Genomic DNA, 20,232 nt, shown 5'->3' on the forward strand with positions numbered 1-20,232 from the left:
GATTTTATCGCAAGGTGCTCTCGGCATAGAACATGCAACGATAGCCATATAACGTATAAATCTGAGGGCGTCATTATGGCTAAAGTAAGCGTTATCATTCCTACTTACAATTGTCTGGATTACCTGCCTAAGGCAATTGGTAGCGTGCTTAAGCAGACTCATCAAGACATAGAATTAATCATTATCGATGATAATAGTAATGATGGTACGTCGACTTACCTGGCGTCAATCCATGATGATCGTATCGTCAAGTTATCAACCTTGGGTGTCGGGGCTCCTCAAGCAAGAAACCTTGGTATCGAAAAGGCGACGGGTGAATTTATTGCGTTTTTAGATGCTGACGACTTTTGGTTTCCCGAAAAAGTCGAACGCCAGTTTGAATTTCATCAACGATATCCTGATCTTGCGATGAGTTTTACCAATTACGAGCACCTTACGGAAGACTACCAAGTGATAGTCGATTGCTTTAGTTATTGGTCGCAGTTTCAAGATCAAGACGAGTTGTTCATCAATATCGAGAACCCGCTAGAGTTCATTATTGAAAACAATGTGATTGGGACATCGACGGTCATGGTGAGAGCGGATGTGTTTTCTCAAACAGGCAGTTTCAATGCTGATATTAAGTATGGGGAAGATTGGGAGCTGTGGCTTCGAATGAGTGAAAACCATCAGATTGGTGCGTTGAACTCCGTGCAGGTTGGTTACTTGATGAGAGCGAGTTCCGTTACCCAAACTGAAAATCTTAAATTGAGAAATTTGCAGTCGATAGAGACCATTCTTCAACATTACCAAGATTATAGTCAACGATGGAATCTACCCTCTTCAAGTTTCAAAATAGCAAAGGCGAGAATACTGGAAGGCTACGCTGACTATTATCGAGGCTTACAAATAAACCGACTGGCCATCTCATACAGTATTCGTTCGTTGGTTTTGGCTCCGCAAAAACGAACGTTCCGACATCTACTTGGGGACTTTAAGAGTTTCCTAATGCCTGCATTGTAAGGAATAGGTGTCTGCTATGGGGTCACTAAAACAGTCCGCCTATTACGCCATTGGCATTGTGATGATGAAAGGGATATCACTCGTGATGGTCCCCTATATCACCCATAAGATGACGTTGGTTGAATACGGTTCTTTAGAAGCCATTGTCTTGTTGGCTGATATCGGGACGATCCTATTTAGCTTTGGGATTGTTGAGGCTATGTATCGATATGTTGGCGTCGCTGAGGGGGAAGAAAAGAGGAAATTGGTTTCTAACTGTTTCACATTGAGTGTCTTAGTGTGTGTGTTAGGGGGGAGCTTAATTGCACTTAGCATGCCGCTACTGTTATTGATGCTGCCCGTCGAGTTCCAACCCTATCAAATCCTACTTCTGTTGATACCGACCATGCTCGATGGTGCGATTTCTATCCCGTTAACACTGATGCGAATGAATGCGATGGCAAAACGTTTTTGCATGCTCAATGTCTTGAAGGCGAGTGTGCAAGCTGCAATGACGTTTGTGCTGCTTGAAGCGGGTTATGGCATCGATGGTGTACTAATATCTTCCGCTGTTTCGAGTGTGTTGCTGATGCTGTGTTTACTGCGTTATCAATGGCAGGAGATGGGCTCAATTGGCAGCCTCAAGTACTCCGCTAAGATCCTAAAGTTTGGATTGCCCACGTTAGTCGGTGGTGCTTCGATTTACATGATTACAGGGCTAGACCGTTGGGTGATGGCGAGTTTCGTCGGCGTTGAAGAGCTTGCGATTTATGCGGTCAGCGGTAAGTTTGCGTTGATTCTAGGCTTACTGTTGCAGCCTTATGCACTTTGGTGGTTTCCGAACCGAGTAGCTATGCTTCAGCAGCTTGGCGGTAGTAAAATTTGTGCAGATAGAGCCTTAGTCGGCGTTAACCTTGCCATCGTGTTAGGGATCCTGATGATTCTAACCGTTCCTGGTTTCATCTCATTAATTTTGCCTAGCAGCTATCACTATGCTGGTACTCTCGTCGTGGCCTTGCTTGTGATTGGTGTTATCAAAAGCGCAGGCGATTACCTCAATTTAGGCTGCTTTAGTGGCGATTCAAGTCAATCACAAATGTGGATTCAAGGTGGCTGTGCGATCTTGGCTGCGATTGGCTACTTTGTTGTGGCACCGATTTATGGAGTGTGGGGTGTGGTGGTGGTGCTTTGTGGTACTTATATCGTGAGGCTGTCACTGCTCTATATCGTGAGCCAAAAGATGGAATATTTACCTTATGATCACCGTAAATGGATAGTCGCGGTGAGTATCGGTCTATTTGCGATTGTCAGTGATAGGGTTCTTGGTTGGGTGCTGGTTGATGTGCATGATTTTGTTTTAGGCAGTTTTGTGGCGATAGTGACGTTAGTTGTCTTCATTCGATACTCCATTATCCCTGTACCACAGCCGCTACTCGATAAGTTTATGTTAGGTAAGCATTCGCATGTGAGTTGAATTCATGTCATCCCAAGTACAGCGGGTAATCGGCACTTAGCTACATAATCATCTTCAACAATAAAACACTGTTCATAACGACTCGAATTAGATAGTATTTATAAATTCAGTGAATACTAACCATGGAAAGATTTATGAATAAGTGGATGCTGCTCTTGTCTCTGTTTTCAGCTGCCTCATACAGCGCCTCTGATTTTTCAAGTGAGGGTATTACTGCTCCCGACTTCAATTCACAGGATTTCAAGCCGCCAGAAGTTTCTCAACAGGAACAACACAACATCGTTTGTGAAAGCGTAGTCTGCAATTCAACATCTGTACGTCAGCCCGTTCCTGTTGTTGGAGAAGTGCCCGATAGAGAGCTTAACAAAACCATAGAAACTCTTGCGAGTGCCATTTATATAGTGGGTGAAATGGGGATTGCAGAAAACTTAGCGACACCAGAGTACGAGAAATTTTTTGAGAATTAGTTGAAAGGATACGACAGTAGGATTGGTACTGGTTTTAATAGCTGCTATAAAAGGTCATATCTCATTTAATGATACGATAACCTTGGCATATTGAGACTAGGAAATACCAATGGAAATATGGAAGTTGCTGCTGTTTATCCCGGCTTGCTTTGCGCTCAACATGACACCGGGCCCAAACAATTTGTTATCAATGAACAACGCCCGTTGTTACGGATTTCAGGCCGCCTTTGTCGCTGGCTTAGGAAGAATCCTCGCTTTTTCTGGCATGATTGCTTTGGCTGCATCTGGCTTAGCGGTTGTGCTTTATACCTCTGAAACTCTGTTTTTCCTTATCAAGCTATTTGGCGCGATGTATCTGTTGTGGATCGCGTTCAATCTTTGGCGCTCACAAGCCAGTCCGGTCGCGGATATTGAACGAAATAAGAACTGGTTTGGTCTTGTTAAACAAGAGTTCGCTCTCGCTGCTGGCAATCCAAAAGCGATACTGATTTTTACTGCATTCCTTCCTCAATTTGTCGATGTTTCAGCGAACGTAAATACTCAATTCTTTGTTTTAGGCAGCACGTTCCTTGTATTAGAAATGCTCGCGATTTCCATCTATGCAGCCTTTGGTTTATATCTACGAAATTGGTTTTCAAAACCTCAAATGGCCAAGCGCTTCAATAAAGCATGTTCGGTTTTCCTTGCTCTATCCGGTGCTAATCTGTTGGTGAGTCGACAGTAGTTCTCATTTTGCTTGTCTAGTTTATCGTTAATCTTTTAAGGTCTATCTATGAATATTGTCTGTGCGGAAAAACAGGAACTGGCTGATATCTACCAGCTTGAACATGCTTTGTTTGGCGATCACGCCTATCCGTTGTTTTTCTTTCGTCAGGCATTTGATTGCTGGGGGAAGGGCTTGTTGGTGGCGAAACAGGATTCGCAGGTAGCGGGCTATGTGTTAATGACACCAACTGATAAACAACAAGAGTATTGGGTGTTGTCACTGGCTGTTGATACTGCTTACCGAGGTATGGGGATTGGCCGTTCATTGATGCAACTGGCGATAGAAACCTTGCCACAAGATTCCAAGCTTCTACTTACCGTTGATCCAAGTAACAGTTCGGCTTGTGAGCTGTATTTGTCGATGGGTTTTGTGACCATCAAAGAAGAGAGTAATTATTTCGGCGACGATGAGCCTCGTCTGGTCATGCAGCTCATCATCTAGTTCCCGCTTCATGTATCTGTTTAGATATAGGCATCGCATGCTTAAGTTAGCATCACGATACCGTGCATCAATACCACGCTAGAGGTGAGCCGAGTTCTCATATCAAAGTAGCCATCTGGGCCTTGGCTCTGATTCTCTTCTCTCATTGACCTTTCCGCTCGCCAAACCGCAATGTAGCCAATGATGAGAATTAAGGTAGTGAGAAACTCTTTTTGCTCTCCAAGCAACACTGCCAACCATGCGATTAACACAACCATGTTGCTTAGAATCAGCGCTTTGTTGCTTGATTGGCTTTCGAAATTTTCGATGCCATTTCCCCATAAGATGCCCGACAAAAAGCTCAAGATGACCACGCTGTAAGTGATGAAGAGTGTTTCCCCGCTCAAGCTTAAAAGTTGGCTGTCGGTGAGCGATAACAGCAGGCCGAATAAAAAGGGGATTAAACCCATATAACCGAGTTTGGCCATGGTGTTACGTGTTTGAGTTGTCCCCATGTAATCTGACTTCATAACTGCTGCTCGATAGCGGTTTTAAGGGTAGTACTGGTTGGCGATGTAGAACTCGGGAAGGTTGCGACCACTTTGCCTTCTTTGCTGATCAAGAACTTATAGAAATTCCATTTAGGTTTGACGCCTGCTTGTTGTTGGATTTCGGCAAAGACTGGATTTGCTTCTGGCCCAGAGATTGATGCACGCGCCATCATCGGAAAGGTGACGCCATAATCTAAGTAGCAGATTTTAGCGGATTGCTCCTCACTACCTCTGTCTTGGCGAAAATCATTACTTGGGAAACCAACAACCGTGAAGCCTTGGTCTTTATAGGTTTGATGGAGCTGCTCTAGTTGTTCGAACTGAGGAGTAAAACCGCACTGACTTGCCGTATTCACGATCAATAAAGTCTTACCTTGAAACTCTTCACACAGTTCAATTTCGTCGTTTGAGTTTAACAGCCTTTGTTTGCCGTTAAGTATCTCTGGGCAGCTAGCTGCAAAAGCGACAGAGCTTGTTAGGCTGGTAATCAGTACGGTTGAGCAAAGTAGTGAACATTTCATATGTTTGGCTCATTTTAGTTGGCGTAATGGTTATTACTCTTGAGCACGTTGAAATGATCACTTTGCGTATTATTTACTGTCTCATTAACTCGCGCTTTTAGTTGTGCTTTTGCTCTCTGAGATAAGATATGGAGTGACCAAACGACTGATATTCACTTTCGCACCAAGGCGAGCCGCTAACAGATACATGCCACCAATTTTTCGGTGCAGGAACAGCGCATCGGCTGGTGGTGTGTGCCAATACTCTTGTTCCATGCTCAATATGGTGCCTGCTTCACGAAGCCTTTGTGCCAAACCACTGGCTCTGAAGTCGTAGTTTTCGTCAACCAACATCGGCTCACAGGCCATCTTTACGAGGCTTAAAATAGCTTGACGTTGATCGGGAAGAATCGTCTCGCTGAAGAATCCAATTTGCTCTAACGCTTGGTTGAGCCCTTGCTCATTGTTATTAATCACTGACGAAAAGGCTAAGCGATAACCTTCGCTGAAGCGGTCACTGTATTCACGTGTTGCTCCGAAATCTAACAAGCCAATTTGTCGGGTGTTTTCAACGTAAAGGTAGTTGGCGAAATTGGGATCGGTTTGCACCATCTTAAAATCGAACAACTCTCTGAATAGAAGCTCAAGCAAGCTGTGCATCACAAAGTCACGGGTGCCTTGGTCGTAACTTTCTATCTGTTCTATAGAGACGCCTTCGATGAAGTCCATGGCGAGCACGGATTCTGAAGAGACTTGCGGATGGATCTTAGGTACGACGAAGTGAGAGTGTTCTTTTAATGCATTGTGATAACGAGTTGCATAATCAGCCTCGCGAGCGTAGTCCGCTTCATCATGGAGCTGTTTTTTTGCCTCTTCTAACAAGCCTTTGTAGTCGACCGACTTTGGTATCAAGCCAACAATGTTGAGCAGTGTGCCGACGTTGTCCACATCACTGTCGATGCTTTTTCTAATGCCTGGGTATTGGACTTTGACGGCGAGTTTGTCCCCGGCATCGCTATAGGCTTGGTGAACCTGACCTATAGATGCGCTGGCAATAGGTTTAAAGTTAAAGGAAAGGAATTCGGTTTTCCACTGGTGCCCAAGCGAGCTCTCTAAGACTTGATTGAGCTGCTTTGTTGGAAGAGGATCTGCGTCTGAGCGCAGGCGAGAAAGAATGTCGGCTAATTCAGGTTCTAAGACATCGCCTGCATCCATTGATAGCATCTGCCCCAGTTTCATTGCTGCACCGCGTAGGTGTGCGAGTTGATCGGTTAGACGAGCAATGTTTTGTGGCGTTAGCAGTAAGTCTTTTGCTTTGGGCCTGTTGCCTTGTGCTATTTGCTTGGTACCTTCCGTTAGCACATTACCCGCGACCCTTGTTGCCAGCGAGGCAAACTTACTGAATCTAGAAATTCGATGAGTGGGAAGGTTTCTCTCTTTTGCCGACATAAATGTTCTCACTTAGTTATCAAGACTCACTACAAAGTTCTGTCAATCATTACACAACCGAATGTTTTGTTGTGGTAACTTGTCTCGCGAAACAGTAAACAGAATTAAAAGGACAAAGCATGAGATTTATTTGGTTGAAAGTGGCCGTTACGGTATTGGTGTTCGCAGCTCTGTTTGGCATCGTTTACTACAAAGTCGCCAGCGGCATGTCTTAACTCAATCCTATTTAATGCAGCTGTTTCCGTTGCAGCGTGATTTTCCAGTTAGCCAGAAAGAGACTTTATATCGGTTCTTGGCAAATCGTAAATAACACCAATCTGCGATTGGCTTAAATATCGCCCAACGCAATGGAGCATATAGCCAACCTTTTCCTACTAAGCGCCACGCTTGGTAGGTCACGTCTAAACCTAACAGCACTTTGCCGTTCTCATCCAGTGCATGCAAAATGGTGTTGGCTGCGTCCGCATCAATCTGAGGGTAGTCTGAAAAGGATTCGCTGTAGATGTCAATGGTTTGAATCTTATTCTCGATATCATGCTTGGCAAGTGCCGCCATCTCTTTTGCGCACAATGGACAAGTCCCATCATAAAATATCGTCAGTTGTGTCATTGTTTATTCGCCTGTGACTTAGCTAGAAGAACCTTCAGTTGCCCGTTAAGTCGGCACCCTTCAATTCAATCGCTTGTTATTCGATAATCTTAAAATGGCTACGCTATTGTACCTTTTAAAGATCACTCTTCTCGAATCAAAGTTCTAAAGATGTCTGACTTAGACACTTTGTTCACCCTTTCAAGTCCTTGATTATTTGGTCAAATCTCTGGTTTATGGACAAATGATAACAAAACGTCCAAGAAAGGTGTGCCTTCAATATATAAACATCAACCAAATCAATTAGTTGAAGTTGGCTTGGAATATGCTCTATCGAACCTACGAATTGCTAAAGGATTTTCTCCAGTTTGGGCATGGAAGAAAACCTTAAAAGCATAAGTATGAACAAATGGAGAGAGAACATGAAGGTTATAAATTATTTACTTAGTGTGCTTCTGTTGTTTAGTAGTCCTCAGTTGGCGTGGGCTACTGTTGATGTGATGGAACTCGATGGTAACGCGACCAGTGATAATAGTGGTATTGATTGGGACGATGTAAATGACCCCAACAGCATGGTTGGGATTGCAGAATTTTTCGAAAAAGACCGTAATGGTATCGACCAAATCTTTTGGAAAGGTGGATCAAAAGATGATTCCGACATTACAGATTGGGCATTCCGTACGGCGTCACCACAACCAAAAGATGACTTTACTAATGCGTATGCCGCAGCTTTTGAAAGCGAAGGTGACTTGCTGATTTACTTTGGTGCCGACCGATATGCGAACAATGGTGATATGTACATTGGTTTTTGGTTCTTACAAGATCAGGTAGGGTTACCGGCAGGAGCGACAAAAGGTGATTTCGTTGGCGAGCACGTCAATGGAGACATATTGGTCTTGATTTCTTTTCCGCAAGCCAGTGGTGGTAAACCTTATATTGAAGTGCTGCAATGGGATTTGAATAATGGTGATGTGACTGACAACATGACCAGACTGTTCCAGACGGCTGGAGACCCCAAATCGAATGATTTCGTTGGTGCAAGATGTGGCAGTGGTGCTGTCGGTGTCGAGAAGATATGTGCGATTTCAAATGATGATTCTATCGGGGCAATTGCTCTACCCAATGTACAAGGTTGGGATTATCTAGCTAAAACGGGTGAAACTACGTCTATTCCGACGGAGAGCTTTGTTGAAGGACGCCTGAACTTATCTGCACTATTGAATGATGAGTTTGGTATTGAGGATATCCCTTGTTTTAGTAGCTTCTTAGTGGAGTCACGAGCTTCCCGCTCGATTGATGCGTCTTTGGCTGACTTCGTTGTCGGTTCATTTAGTTTATGTAGTATCAGCATAGCGGCGACTTGTAACACAACCAGTTTTACGGTTGATGGCATGTTCAACATCGACTACACCGTGACGGTTACTAATACTGGCCCTGGTTCGTTAGGCACTAATGGTGATTACGAAGTGGCCTTTTTATCGGAGTCACCAATCTTAGGTGCGCTTCCAGTGGTGGGTAACGGTGATGAAGTGTGGAGCGTCGGTGAGTCATTCTCATTCATGGGTAATTACCTGTCTGTAAATAATGGTGCCGTCGGCGTGATCGATGGTTCAGTGGATCTTGACGGGCTTATCGTGAATGCTCAAGCTCCCGTGGCTTACAATTGTCCGCCAATAGATTTGAGTCCAATGGTTGAGATTTCTAAGGTATGTAATAGCTTCTTAGAAGTTGATAGCGGTCAAGTTGTGCTTAAGAAAACCTATGATGTTGAAATATGTAATACCGGTGATATTCCATTGGCCATTGAATCGCTGGTGGATTCTAAGGATGATTCTTTGAGCCGTTCTGACTTACCTACCGAAGTCGTCAACAGCAGTTATTACCTCGACTTCGCTTTACCTTGTGATGATCTTGAGGATGTGACCACATGTGGTGCTGGTAATATGTGTAGTGCATTAAGTGCCGACCCAGAACTGTTTGCTTGTAAAACGGGTGAGGGTGAGTGGATACCGAACTTTGGTGATGCGATTGGTCAAGTTTGTACACAAGTAAGCAAAACCTATGCGCCAAATGTGTTACCGACTGGAGTAGACGGAATGCTATCTAATCAAGTAACAGCAACGTTTGACTCGTTGTTCTTGCAAGAAGCATTTATGGAAACATCGAACATTGCAACCTGTGATGTTTGTCCATTTACTGTACCTGAGCCATAAGTACTTTCATTAGTTGTACTCACTTAATTTCTAAAGCAGCCTAGTTCGTTAGGCTGCTTTATTTGTTAGGTAATTAATTAACTAGGCGACTTAAATTACTATTTGATGTTTTTTAATTAGCTTATATAAGGTTGTCCGAGAAATAGACAACGCTTTAGCTGATTGGGAAATATTGTAATGGTGTTGCTGAATCACACGACGAACATTTTTTGAGGAAAGTCGAGTGTCACTCTCAGTGTCGGGCGACGCATCTTTCAATTGAATCCCCATATGACGAGTAGAGAGCGCGTTTGAATTCGAAAGAACAATCGCCCTTTTTATACAGTTGAATAACTCTCTGACATTGCCTGGCCAATGGTACTGTTTCATTTGCTCAAGTGTGTCACTAGGCAGTTTGGTTTTGGATGCGTAATTGTGCTTCAGTTCAAATCGAACCAAATCTTCAATGTCTTCCTTGTGATCATTGAGTGGTACTAGGTCCAATGGAAGTACATTGATCCGATGAAAGAGATCCTTACGAAATTTACCCGCAGCAACGGCTTGTTCGATATTGACGTTGGTGGCGAAAATTACACGGCAATCTACGGGTAATTGGTTATTACTGCCGAGTCGCTCTATCGAGCTATTTTCGAGAAAGTGGAGCAGGTAAGTTTGTAGTGACAGCTCAAGATCGCCGATCTCATCCAAAAATAGTGTGCCACCATTCGCTCTTTCCACGTGTCCGACGTAGCGTTTGTTTGCTCCCGTGAATGAGCCTTTTTCAAAACCAAATAACTCTGAGTGGATCAGGGATTGTGGAATTGCGCCACAATTTACGGCGATGAAAGGTTTCTGGCTACGGGCTGAGGCCTCATGTATTAAACGCGCACATAGGCTTTTTCCTGTTCCTGTTTCCCCTTGAATCAGTACTGGAAAATCGTTGTTAGCGATCTTAGTTATCTTCTTTTTAAGTTGTTGGATGGTGCTGGATTGCCCCACCAATTGATATTGATGGCACGAATCAGGCTTAGGTTTGTGTTGCTGGGTGTCTACCATGCCATATGCATGCCCTAAATTTCGACAAAGCCATTCTGTATCAATAGGTAGATGGTAATAATCCCAATAGGTTTGCTTAATGAGCGATAAGTTGCGGCTTGGTGGTTGGTTGCAGATAGCGATTGCTTTCAAACTTGGAAAGTGAACCTTGAGCGTTGATATTTGTTCACATTGCTTGTTGATCGAGGATGATGTTAGACAAGACATCAAAATTGATGAGTAGCTGTCGCTGCGGGTGTTGAGTAAGTGAATGGCTTGTTCGGTCGTTTCTGCAATTTGAGCTTCCCAGTTATGGAGGCGCAATTCATCTACCCACTGATTATGGTGCAGGCATGTGGTGTTACATAGCAGAATCACAGAACGAGTTTTAGGCTCAGGTGATACTCTTTTTGATGGCATTGTGCTCACTCTTCATGTTTCGACTCCATGATGAAACCTACAGTAAGCCCCCTAAATATCCCATAAGCTTAGGAGCAAAACTCAATTAATTCGAGTACACAAATCTGATGGCGTTTGGCTGACAAGTGTCATTATCTAAAGCGGGAAAGCTAATCTGGTGCTTTACTTATTGATATTTATGCTTATTAATAAAGGTATTCACGAATATCGTGTTTTTACTGTTTTGTTTATTGATGATGACACAGTAAACTCCGCGCTAATCACTAACGATAAAGAGCTGATATTGATGATAATTAACGTAGCAAAAAAGTTCATTTTGGCAGCTTCTGCGCTGGTGCTAGGCGGTTGTGTTAGCTATAGCGTTACTGAACAAGAAATGACGAACTACCTGCAAGATTCGGTGATGTTAGAGCAAGAAGTCGGTGTGCAAAACGTTATGTATGCACAAGTCGCGGTTGATGACTTAGCGGTACAAATTGGCCGAGCTGATGCCGAGCGCGTGTCTGTTCTGGCGAATACTAATGCACAAGTTCAGGTGTTTAATGTGCCGAACATGAGGTTGGATCTTGATATCGAGTTCAGTGCGATTCCTGAATATGACAAAGAGAGTGGCGAGATTTATTTGAAATCACTGCGTTTAGAGCGCTTTGAAGAAAAAGACAAACAGCTTTCTCCTGAGATCGCCAAACTACTTAAGCCTGCCGTTTCTATGATTGGTTTTGCCTTATCTCAGTCGCCAGTTTACAAACTCGACAGCAATAAGGTTCAAGAGTCATTGATTAAGTCTTCGGAACCTAATCTTGTGATTAAAGACAACAAGCTGGTCATCGAGTTATTCGATTAACCTTTCACGTTTAGCTTAGACTAAGATTTAAAACACAATGGCTGCCAGTTTGGTGGCCATTTTTGTTTGTGTTGAACAGGCAATGCTTCTGTTTTTTGGCTGTATATTAAGCTTGTTTTCTCAGGCCCATTTATTGAATTCGCTGCGTATCTCATCTTTACTTTACTCTTGTGAGCAAGTCATCGCTTCAGTCATCAAATCATAAGAAAGAAAAGGTGAACGAACTATGAAGAATCCAGTGATAGCGGATAACAAACCCATTAAGGTCGAGCTAACCGAAGGGGAGGAGTATTACTTCTGTACCTGTGGGAAATCGAAAAACCAACCGTTTTGTGACGGTTCCCATGCCGGTTCGGGGTTCAAACCGAAAAGCTTTGTTGCCGAAGAGAGCGGAGATGCCTACCTGTGTCGCTGTAAGTATTCTAGCAACCTTCCTTTTTGTGATGGTGCCCATAAACAGTTTACGGCTGAGCAAGTGGGTCAAGAAGGCCCTGATGTGCATATCCAAGCGGCAACGCCCGATCTCTCACCTGCACCTTCTGCAACTAAAGAAGAGCCCACGGTTGAGTTCATTCATCAATTGGCACGAGATGGCTTATCCAAAGTAGGTCACCATGGGCCAATGACCTCAATGGGCGTCCCAAGATATCTATTACCTCACTGGGATGATATTCAAGTGATGGTCGCGCAAATGGCCACCAAGCCTTTGCTAGAAAATGTGCCGGTTGGTACTGAACTGATTGTTGGGCCTAAAGCGAAGAAGCCACTTAAATTGGACATCTCTTTGTTTGTGTCTGATATGAGTTTTGGCTCGCTATCTGAAGAAGCAAAAGTCTCCTTGGCGAAAGGTGCGGAGCTCGCGGGAACAGGCATCTGCTCTGGAGAAGGCGGCATGTTACCCGAAGAGCAAGCGGCGAACTCTCACTACTTTTATGAGTTAGCCAGTGCTCAGTTTGGTTACGATGAAGCTAAGCTCAAAAACGTTCAAGCCTTCCACTTTAAAGGCGGGCAGGGGGCGAAAACCGGAACGGGCGGGCACTTACCGGGCGCGAAGAACATAGGTAAGATCGCAGAAGTACGTGGCATTGAAGCGGGTACGGCAGCGATTTCTCCACCCACCTTTGTCGACCTTAAAACAGTCGAGGATTTCAAAAAGTTCGCCGACCGAGTTAGAGAGGTGACAGGCGGTATCCCAATAGGCTTTAAGCTAAGTGCTAACCATATCGAGGAAGACATTCAGTTCGCATTAGATGCCAGTGCCGATTACATCATCTTGGATGGGCGTGGCGGCGGTACAGGGGCGGCGCCAGAAATGTTCCGAGACCATATCAGTGTGCCAACTATTCCAGCGCTTGCTCGTGCCAGAGCCTATCTAGACAAGCAAGGTGTCAGTGACAGAGTCACATTGATCATCACGGGCGGTTTGCGCGTACCGATGGACTTTGTGAAAGCAATGGCGCTTGGTGCTGATGGTGTCGCCATCTCGAACAGTGCCATGCAGTCGATAGGTTGTGTGGCGGCGAGAATGTGCAACACCAATAATTGCCCAGCGGGTATTGCGACTCAGAAGGCCGATTTACGCCAGCGTTTAAATGTGGTGAAGGCATCGAATCAGCTTAAAAACTTCTTCGAGGCGTCGACAGAATTAATGCAAGTGATGGCGAGAGCGTGTGGGCATGATCACTTGAATCAATTTAACCCTCACGATTTAGCAACATGGAATCGCGAAATGGCAGAGCTATCGGGAGTTGTCTATTCTGGTGTCAGTCCACTAAACCAACTTAAGTAAACAGCACTTCGATAAGGCACACCTACTGCTCTTTTGGGTGTGCTTATTTCCTCAACCCCAAAGTTATCCTTTTGTAATGCATTGCTTTATAAGCGTTTTTAAAATATTTCCTATTTTTAAAAATATCGCTTTACCTCAAGTTAACTTGAGGTTTTATTATCATTCCCAATCTAAATACACAGACAATCGCCTCTGAAACCATGAATGTGGAAAGGTGATACAAATGAATTAGGAACCAACAATGAAAGTATTAGCGATTGGCGCGACTAACAGTACAACATCAATTAACCAACAACTTGCAGCTTACACAGCAGGTTTAGTCGAAGGCGCGCAAGTCGAGGTGCTCGACCTCAATGATTTCGAGATGCCAATTTACAGTGAAGACAGAGAAAAAGAGTCCGGCGTTCATCAACATGCGCAGCGCTTTTTTAGCAAGATTGGTGAAGCTGATGCTGTGGTCATCTCTTTTGCTGAATACAACGGTTCATACACCGCAGCCTTTAAGAATGTGTTTGATTGGACATCACGCATCGACATGAAAGTTTATCAAGGCAAACCTGTTGTTATGCTCTCCACATCACCAGGCCCTGGTGGTGCAAGTTCTGTGTTGTCGTCAGCGGTAAATTCTGCACCTTACTTTGATGCTGATGTGAAAGGCTCTATGTCGGTGCCAAGCTTCTACGATAACTTCGATATGGAAGCGGGAGAGATGACTAACGTAGAGATGATCGATAACCTTAAGATGATAATGAAAAAGATCTAGGTGCATATTGGTCATAAGACTCAAACCCCCTTCCTTGATGGCTGTTTTTGCGTTTTAAGCCCTGCTGTTGTTATATGAAAACTCAAAGCTAACTCAAGAACCTCAACTTAAACTTAAGATTAACTTTAGCTATACTGCTCTGTGGACTTGAATAGCTAAATAACATGAACATGAACATGAACATGAACAGGGAAAGTGATAGAGCATGAAAAACATCGTGTATTTAACGATTGGTCAACTCTCGGAGCGCAGTGGTGTTGCTCCTTCTGCACTGCGTTTCTATGAGACTAAAGGGTTAATTGCCTCTATTCGAACGAATGGAAACCAACGCCGTTATCAGTCAGCGATGTTGCGTCGAATTGCTCTTATTCAAGTTGCGCAGTCGATAGGCTTTACTCTTGAAGAGATCACGGAAGAGTTATCGACGCTGCCGATGAACCACACAGCAACCAAGCGAGATTGGGAGCGAGTAGCGAAGAAGTGGCAAGGGCAACTCGATAGCAAGATGGCACAAATACGTTCGCTACAAGAGAATCTAACAGGTTGTATTGGCTGTGGTTGTTTGAGTATGCAAAAGTGCCATTTATTAAACCCAGAAGATATTCTTCATGACCAAGGGCAGGGTGCTCAGCGTATTGTTGATTAGCCTCCATTTCGTCTGAACATCGAACTCAATTCTATATGTGTTATCACTTGATAGAGCAGTGGTGGCAGGGGTAGGGGTATCTCGTCTAGACAAAGCGGAATTAAGGGTCTAGTTTAGGTGGTTCTTTCAATAAAAGAAGAGGTTAGTTATGTTCAGCCATGTTTTTCTCGGTACCGAAGATATTGAACGCGCGAAGTGTTTTTATGACCCCATCATGAAAGTACTTGGTTATAACGAAGGCTCAGTTGATCCCAAAGGGCGCTGTGTTTACGTTAGCCAAACGGGCGTGTTGGGCTTAACGAAGCCGATTGATGGCCTGCCTGCAACGCACGGCAACGGCATGACGGTGGGTTTTCTGGCGTCTTCTCCTGAAGTTGTAGATGAGTGGCATCGGGTTGGCGTCGAAAATGGCGGTACCAGTATTGAAAACGGCCCCGGAGCGAGAGGTTCTGACGAGCGTCGCTTGTACATGGCTTATTTGCGAGATCCTGATGGAAACAAGATCTGTGCAACTCACTTTATGCCATAGTTTACCTTATGTCATCGTTCATTTTATGCCACAGTGGCGTATACTTAGATCATGTTGATGGTTCGGAGTTGGCGAAGTCGCGGCTCTGAACTTGTTAGCTTTCTGAATACTCAAAATTTTGCAAAGGTTCAGCTAAATGACATCGAACGAACTGTTTTATGAAAGCTTTGAGCGCTGCCGGATCGACCAAGAATTTCTCGAAACGTTTTTGGCGGATTTTTGCGAGCATAATCCAAGGTTTTCAGAGCGTTTCGAAAAGATAGGGTTAGAGCAACAAACCAAGATGCTTAAAGCCTCGATCATTCTTATCTACAACTCTGCTGGTCTGCCGAGCGTGCGTAACTCAGTAAAGAAATTGGGTAAAAGGCATAAAGACTTAGGGCTGGATATTTCCGAAACTGAGCTCAACGAGTGGTTCAATTCGTTACTCAATACGGTTAAAAAATACGACCCTCACTATGATGAAAGCGTCGAACAAGCTTGGACAGAAACTCTCGAAGCAGGCTTAACTATCATGAAGAAAGAGTGTGTTGTGCCAGGTTCTGTGAATCAATAGTTAAGTCACCAGCAGCTTTTCTTGAAAGGTAGATTTCGTTTGAGAGGTAAGCCATGAATCAGGCTTACCTCAATTCTCAATTTTTTGACTCATCATTAAAAATGAGCAGCCCAACCAATCAGGAATCCTTGCGATGCGGTATCGTATTCAAAGGTTCCTTTGTTTTCGTAATCAACCCAGGTCGATTTATAGGCAATATTTAAGTCAGACCAACTGTTTATCTGGTATCGTACGCCAGTTAATAGGGAAGAGGTAAAGTCGGTGTCGCTACCAAGCCCTGCATCCATGGTTGCGTGAAACTTCCAATCCTTATTGATCTGCGTAATCCATCTCACACCTACTTGGTAGTCAACCCATTCTTCATCAAGTGATCGGTCGACACTTAACCTACCACCTGAACCGTAAAGCTTGGTATCAATGTCGTTATCCCACCAACGAAGCCCAAACAGATAATCAATCGTGCCAAAATCGTATTGGTAGCGCTTAAAACCCTTCACATCTAAAACACCTTGTCGGATATCAAGGTTGCCTCTTAATAACTCTGCGTTGGATCCTAATACCGAGTTTGTTTTTCCGCTTAGTTTCATGAAGCTGTAGTCAATGTAATAGCCCCATTGATTGTCATAGACACCCTCTAAACGCACCATTACGGTCATATCAAGATGATCCATGATGAATGAAGGATCAACATCAACATCTGCTGACAAATTACCAATGGTGCTATCTCCACGAATATTGAGTGCGAGCGCGTAGATTTCGAAGCTATGTTGCCACTTTTTTGTATCCATCGGTGTACTTGCTTCTTGCGCATTTACAGTTGAACTAACAGCCAGTGCTGATGCGATTAGATAGCGCCATTTAGTCATATTGATATCCTTATCCTCAATGTGAAATCGCACTGTTATGAATGTATGTTTTGACCATTCATTTACCATATATGCAACTTGTATATCGCTGATTGTAGACTATGTTTTTTGAAAAGAGCTAAGTTAAGAGAGTTAGGGGATGAAGCCACAGAGTATTTTCTTGTTCGTCGCGGTTTTAGGTTTAACACCGATTGCACTGTCTTATGGTTATGCACCAGTTGTCTCTCTTGATTACCTTTTTGGGATCGACGCGAGCCCCATCAATGTGACTCATATCTTTCGTGCAGTGATGGGGCTTTATTTGGCTCTGGCGTTGTTTTGGGTGTTTGGCGCACTGTTCAAAAAGTATCGACTGCCAGCGCTCTATAGTTTGGTGGTTTTCATGTTGGGTTTAGCTGCCGGACGAGTCATCAGTTTGGTGGTGGATGGCATGCCGCATTGGCTACTTTTTGTCTATCTGATCTTGGAACTGGGCTTTGGCTTAGTCGGTTTAAAAATGATTCATAACGAGCAATCTGAAACAGCATAAGGACATTCTATGAAAAGGATTTTCCATCTTCTTATTCTGAGTGTGTTGAGTAGCTTTTCGCTATCAGCATGGTCAGCTCAAGAGCAGCCAAATATCTTTGTTATCTTCACTGATGATGTGGGGATCTCAAACCTAAGTGCCTATCACAACGGCGTGATGAGCAGTGAAACACCGAATATCGACAGCATTGCCGAGAAGGGCATGTTACTCACCGATTACTACGCTCAACCATCGTGTACCGCGGGTCGTTCTGCCTTCTTAACTGGGCAACTACCAGTGAGAACGGGCATGCACTCTGTTGGATTGCCGGGTGGGCCTGTGGGTTTGAGTGCGGATACCCCAACGCTTCCAGAAATGCTCAAGAGCATGGGCTATGTGACGGGGCAGTTTGGTAAAAACCATTTAGGCGACCGAGATGAATTCCTTCCGACAATGCACGGTTTTGATGAGTATTGGGGCTGGTTGTATCACTTGAATGCGATGGAATACACCGAAGACCCTGATTGGCCAAAAGACGGTTCGTTAGACGCATTTGCACCTCGTAACGTGATCTATTCAAGAGCGGATGGTAAGGGCGGACAAACCATCGAGGATGATGGCGCGCTGTCGATTGAGCGCATGCGCACACTGGATGACGAAGTCAATAAACACGCGATCAACTTCATCGAAAGGGCAGTTGAAGCGGATAAACCGTTCTTCACTTGGTACTGTCCATCACGTGGTCACGTTTGGACGCACCTTTCTGAAGAGTATGAAGCCATGCTTGGCCAGAACGGGTGGGGACTGCAAGAAGTGGTCATGAAAGATCTCGATGATCACGTTGGTGAGATGCTTGCCAAAATGGAAGAGCTCGGCATTGCAGATAACACCATCATCATTTTCACGGCCGATAATGGCCCAGAAATCATGACATGGCCAGATGGCGGTATGACACCATTCCATGGCGAAAAAGGCACAACATGGGAAGGTGGTGTTCGTGCTCCTGCATTGGTGAGTTGGCCGGGCAAAATCCCAGCTGGCAGTGTCGGTAATGGCATCTTTGATGATATGGATTGGTTACCAACATTGATTGCAGCGGCGGGTGGTCCAACAGACCTGAAAGAGAAAATGCTGAAAGGTCACGATGGCTTTAAAGCGCATCTCGATGGTTACAACCAAGTCGATATGTTGACGGAAAAAGGCGAGTCGAACCGTAAAGAGATTTACTATTACGAGCGAGATAAGCTACAAGCCGTTCGAGTAGGAGATTGGAAGGCACACTTCGTGGTTCAGAATCACGGTTGGAGTGGCCCGAAAGAAGAACTTAACGCACCACTATTGTTCAACCTGCGTCGTGATCCTTACGAGCGAGCAGCTGAAGAGTCTGGAATGTACTTGAAATGGATGGGACAGAAAATGTGGGCATTTGGCCCTGCTCAAGCCGCTATTCAGCAACACTTAGCAACCTTCGAAGAGTGGCCGCCAGTCACACCAGAATCTCCGGCTGAGAAAACCGGTGGTGTGGGGAATTAACGTATGCTCATTTCCTAGAACCTAAATAAACAAAGCCCAGCCCCTAAGTTTTAGAAATCTAGGGAGCTGGGCTTTTGTTTTGCTGAAAGAACAGGGCAGTCAGGAGAAGTGAACTAGTCCTCAAGAGGAAGCTGATAGCTGTTTTTTAGTTCTTTCACTGAGATGTTGGATTGAATCGCACTCACGCCTTTTACTCGTCTTATTGAGCTAATACGCTCAAAGTACTCTTCCAAATCTTTTGCTAACACTTGCACCATATAGTCGGCACCGCCAGCAATGCAGTGACACATCGGAATCCAATCGGTAACGGCGACAAACTCTTCGAACGGTTCTGTGTTTTCAACTTCGTGGTTACCCAAGGTCACAAGAGTAAAGCCTGCTACATGAAAACCCAGCTTTTTGCGGTTTAGCTTCGCTGCGTAACCATCGATATAACCCGTCTCTTCCATGCGTTTCCAACGGCGCCAGCATGGGGTTTCGCTGAGGTTTACCTTCTCGGCGAGTTTACTGTTACTCATGCGCCCGTCTTGTTGGATATGTCCTAAGATGGCGATATCTGTGTCATCTAACACTTCTTTGGTGGATTCTTTCTGTTTCATGGCTATTTTGGAAAAGTCTTGCTCAAATTTGGGTTAATATTAGCCTATATAGCAATTTAATTCCTAGTCGAATCTGTAAACTCTCTCCCTATAAATACTTTACTTATTAGGAGTGAGAGGAAATGAGCTCTCAATTAATGCTGGCGTTCTTGCTATTTTCAACATCAATTGCAATTACACCTGGGGCAGGCAATATCGCATTACTTGGGATTTCAAGTCGTTATGGGTTTGCTGCGACTTTACCTTTTATCTCTGGAAACGCTGTTGGCATCATCATCGTACTGGCGGGTTCCAGTGTCGGTTTGGTGAGCCTATTTACCCTTTACCCAGAGCTATACAACATTTTGAAATACGTGGGTGCGGCCTATTTGCTGTTCATGGCGTGGTCGATTGCGAATATGCAAATCGAAGAAAGCACCACCGACAATCGCTCGGGCTTTATGTCAGGCGTGCTGGTGCAGGTGTTAAACCCTAAAGGTTGGATTGCTTCATTAACTGTGTTTTCACAGTTCATCACCCCGAACGCGGACTACCTGATTCAAGTGGTGACCATTATCGCGGGTATGGTGATCACGGGTGTACCGTGCATGTTGGTGTGGGCGTATTGCGGCACCATGCTTAAAAAATTGCTTCAATCACCAAAACAGATGATGTTTGTGAACCGTTGCTTGGGTGGAAGTCTCGCGCTTGTTGTTGCTTTCATGCTTTATCAACCGGCATAGTTCAGAAAGAAAAAAACCACTCCTAAATCCATAG

Annotated in this window: 22 protein-coding genes; 15 read left to right on the plus strand and 7 right to left on the minus strand. The window is 44.4% G+C overall.

The features are described from left to right. The first annotated feature begins 75 nt into the window (after positions 1 to 75). From BCV39_RS02505 to BCV39_RS02525, 5 genes are all read left to right on the plus strand, one after another. Positions 76 to 1,002, plus strand: a complete 927-nt coding sequence (locus BCV39_RS02505; RefSeq protein WP_102432879.1) for a glycosyltransferase — start codon at positions 76 to 78, stop codon at positions 1,000 to 1,002. 16 nt (positions 1,003 to 1,018) lie between these two features. Beyond that, positions 1,019 to 2,455 carry an oligosaccharide flippase family protein gene (locus BCV39_RS02510; protein ID WP_048664187.1) on the plus strand — a complete coding sequence of 479 codons (1,437 nt, stop codon included), beginning with the start codon at positions 1,019 to 1,021 and terminating at the stop codon, positions 2,453 to 2,455. Between the two features lie 134 nt (positions 2,456 to 2,589). Next, positions 2,590 to 2,922 (plus strand): hypothetical protein, encoded by a 333-nt coding sequence (locus BCV39_RS02515; protein ID WP_198591314.1) that lies wholly within the window; start codon positions 2,590 to 2,592, stop codon positions 2,920 to 2,922. Between the two features lie 109 nt (positions 2,923 to 3,031). Further along, on the plus strand, positions 3,032 to 3,646 hold the full coding sequence (locus BCV39_RS02520; RefSeq protein WP_017089636.1) for a LysE family translocator: 615 nt from the start codon (positions 3,032 to 3,034) through the stop codon (positions 3,644 to 3,646). A gap of 48 nt (positions 3,647 to 3,694) precedes the next feature. Then, on the plus strand, positions 3,695 to 4,129 hold the full coding sequence (locus BCV39_RS02525; protein ID WP_102432877.1) for an N-acetyltransferase: 435 nt from the start codon (positions 3,695 to 3,697) through the stop codon (positions 4,127 to 4,129). A 41-nt stretch (positions 4,130 to 4,170) separates the two neighbouring features. Here the strand turns inward: BCV39_RS02525 and BCV39_RS02530 are convergent, their stop codons facing one another. The 4 genes from BCV39_RS02530 to BCV39_RS02545 form a co-directional block, all read right to left on the minus strand. Continuing rightward, positions 4,171 to 4,638 carry a DUF3429 domain-containing protein gene (locus tag BCV39_RS02530; protein ID WP_102432876.1) on the minus strand — a complete coding sequence of 156 codons (468 nt, stop codon included), beginning with the start codon at positions 4,636 to 4,638 and terminating at the stop codon, positions 4,171 to 4,173. Then, the gene (locus BCV39_RS02535; RefSeq protein ID WP_102432875.1) at positions 4,635 to 5,180 is read right to left on the minus strand and encodes a glutathione peroxidase; all 546 of its coding nucleotides are present in this window, start codon (positions 5,178 to 5,180) and stop codon (positions 4,635 to 4,637) included. The genes BCV39_RS02530 and BCV39_RS02535 overlap by 4 nt, the downstream gene beginning before the upstream one ends. An 84-nt stretch (positions 5,181 to 5,264) precedes the next feature. Continuing rightward, a complete protein-coding gene (locus BCV39_RS02540) occupies positions 5,265 to 6,608 on the minus strand; it encodes an AarF/ABC1/UbiB kinase family protein (protein WP_102432874.1) in 1,344 nt (447 codons plus the stop codon). Between the two features lie 222 nt (positions 6,609 to 6,830). Continuing rightward, positions 6,831 to 7,217, minus strand: a complete 387-nt coding sequence (locus tag BCV39_RS02545) for a DUF393 domain-containing protein (RefSeq protein ID WP_102432873.1) — start codon at positions 7,215 to 7,217, stop codon at positions 6,831 to 6,833. 401 nt (positions 7,218 to 7,618) lie between these two features. Here BCV39_RS02545 and BCV39_RS02550 point away from each other — a divergent pair, with 401 nt between their 5' ends. Then, entirely contained in the window at positions 7,619 to 9,409 is a 1,791-nt protein-coding gene (locus tag BCV39_RS02550) for a hypothetical protein (protein WP_048658216.1), read from the plus strand. Positions 9,410 to 9,499: 90 nt separating this feature from the next. Here BCV39_RS02550 and BCV39_RS02555 read toward each other — a convergent pair whose 3' ends face one another. Then, positions 9,500 to 10,843: a sigma-54 dependent transcriptional regulator gene (locus tag BCV39_RS02555; protein ID WP_102432872.1), complete on the minus strand. Its 1,344-nt coding sequence runs from the start codon at positions 10,841 to 10,843 to the stop codon at positions 9,500 to 9,502. Between the two features lie 286 nt (positions 10,844 to 11,129). Between BCV39_RS02555 and BCV39_RS02560 the strand changes: the two genes are divergently transcribed. The 6 genes from BCV39_RS02560 to BCV39_RS02585 all read left to right on the plus strand — a co-directional run bounded on the left by BCV39_RS02560 (position 11,130) and on the right by BCV39_RS02585 (position 15,970). Further along, a complete protein-coding gene (locus tag BCV39_RS02560; protein ID WP_055320121.1) occupies positions 11,130 to 11,687 on the plus strand; it encodes a DUF1439 domain-containing protein in 558 nt (185 codons plus the stop codon). A 226-nt stretch (positions 11,688 to 11,913) separates the two neighbouring features. Beyond that, positions 11,914 to 13,476 (plus strand): glutamate synthase-related protein, encoded by a 1,563-nt coding sequence (locus BCV39_RS02565; RefSeq protein WP_102432871.1) that lies wholly within the window; start codon positions 11,914 to 11,916, stop codon positions 13,474 to 13,476. Between the two features lie 241 nt (positions 13,477 to 13,717). Beyond that, positions 13,718 to 14,239, plus strand: coding sequence for an NAD(P)H-dependent oxidoreductase (locus BCV39_RS02570; RefSeq protein WP_055320105.1), 522 nt, complete (start codon positions 13,718 to 13,720; stop codon positions 14,237 to 14,239). 205 nt (positions 14,240 to 14,444) lie between these two features. Continuing rightward, positions 14,445 to 14,885 (plus strand): redox-sensitive transcriptional activator SoxR, encoded by a 441-nt coding sequence (gene soxR, locus BCV39_RS02575; protein ID WP_055320106.1) that lies wholly within the window; start codon positions 14,445 to 14,447, stop codon positions 14,883 to 14,885. Positions 14,886 to 15,033: 148 nt separating this feature from the next. After that, entirely contained in the window at positions 15,034 to 15,414 is a 381-nt protein-coding gene (locus BCV39_RS02580) for a VOC family protein (RefSeq protein WP_102432870.1), read from the plus strand. Positions 15,415 to 15,550: 136 nt separating this feature from the next. Then, positions 15,551 to 15,970: a globin gene (locus BCV39_RS02585; RefSeq protein ID WP_048658228.1), complete on the plus strand. Its 420-nt coding sequence runs from the start codon at positions 15,551 to 15,553 to the stop codon at positions 15,968 to 15,970. Between the two features lie 95 nt (positions 15,971 to 16,065). On the opposite strand, the gene BCV39_RS02590 is transcribed toward BCV39_RS02585, so the two are convergent. Continuing rightward, entirely contained in the window at positions 16,066 to 16,836 is a 771-nt protein-coding gene (locus BCV39_RS02590; RefSeq protein ID WP_102432869.1) for a DUF481 domain-containing protein, read from the minus strand. A gap of 139 nt (positions 16,837 to 16,975) precedes the next feature. On the opposite strand from BCV39_RS02590, the gene BCV39_RS02595 reads away from it, so the two are divergent. Then, positions 16,976 to 17,365 (plus strand): DUF4345 domain-containing protein, encoded by a 390-nt coding sequence (locus BCV39_RS02595; RefSeq protein WP_102432868.1) that lies wholly within the window; start codon positions 16,976 to 16,978, stop codon positions 17,363 to 17,365. Between the two features lie 9 nt (positions 17,366 to 17,374). Then, positions 17,375 to 18,877: an arylsulfatase gene (locus BCV39_RS02600; protein WP_102432867.1), complete on the plus strand. Its 1,503-nt coding sequence runs from the start codon at positions 17,375 to 17,377 to the stop codon at positions 18,875 to 18,877. Between the two features lie 113 nt (positions 18,878 to 18,990). Here the strand turns inward: BCV39_RS02600 and BCV39_RS02605 are convergent, their stop codons facing one another. After that, on the minus strand, positions 18,991 to 19,476 hold the full coding sequence (locus BCV39_RS02605; RefSeq protein ID WP_019825927.1) for an Lrp/AsnC family transcriptional regulator: 486 nt from the start codon (positions 19,474 to 19,476) through the stop codon (positions 18,991 to 18,993). Positions 19,477 to 19,598: 122 nt separating this feature from the next. On the opposite strand from BCV39_RS02605, the gene BCV39_RS02610 reads away from it, so the two are divergent. Beyond that, positions 19,599 to 20,198: a LysE family translocator gene (locus BCV39_RS02610; RefSeq protein ID WP_102277316.1), complete on the plus strand. Its 600-nt coding sequence runs from the start codon at positions 19,599 to 19,601 to the stop codon at positions 20,196 to 20,198. Positions 20,199 to 20,232: the final 34 nt, after the last annotated feature.

The organism is Vibrio sp. 10N.286.55.E10, assembly GCF_002872555.1.
Taxonomy (GTDB): domain Bacteria; phylum Pseudomonadota; class Gammaproteobacteria; order Enterobacterales; family Vibrionaceae; genus Vibrio; species Vibrio crassostreae.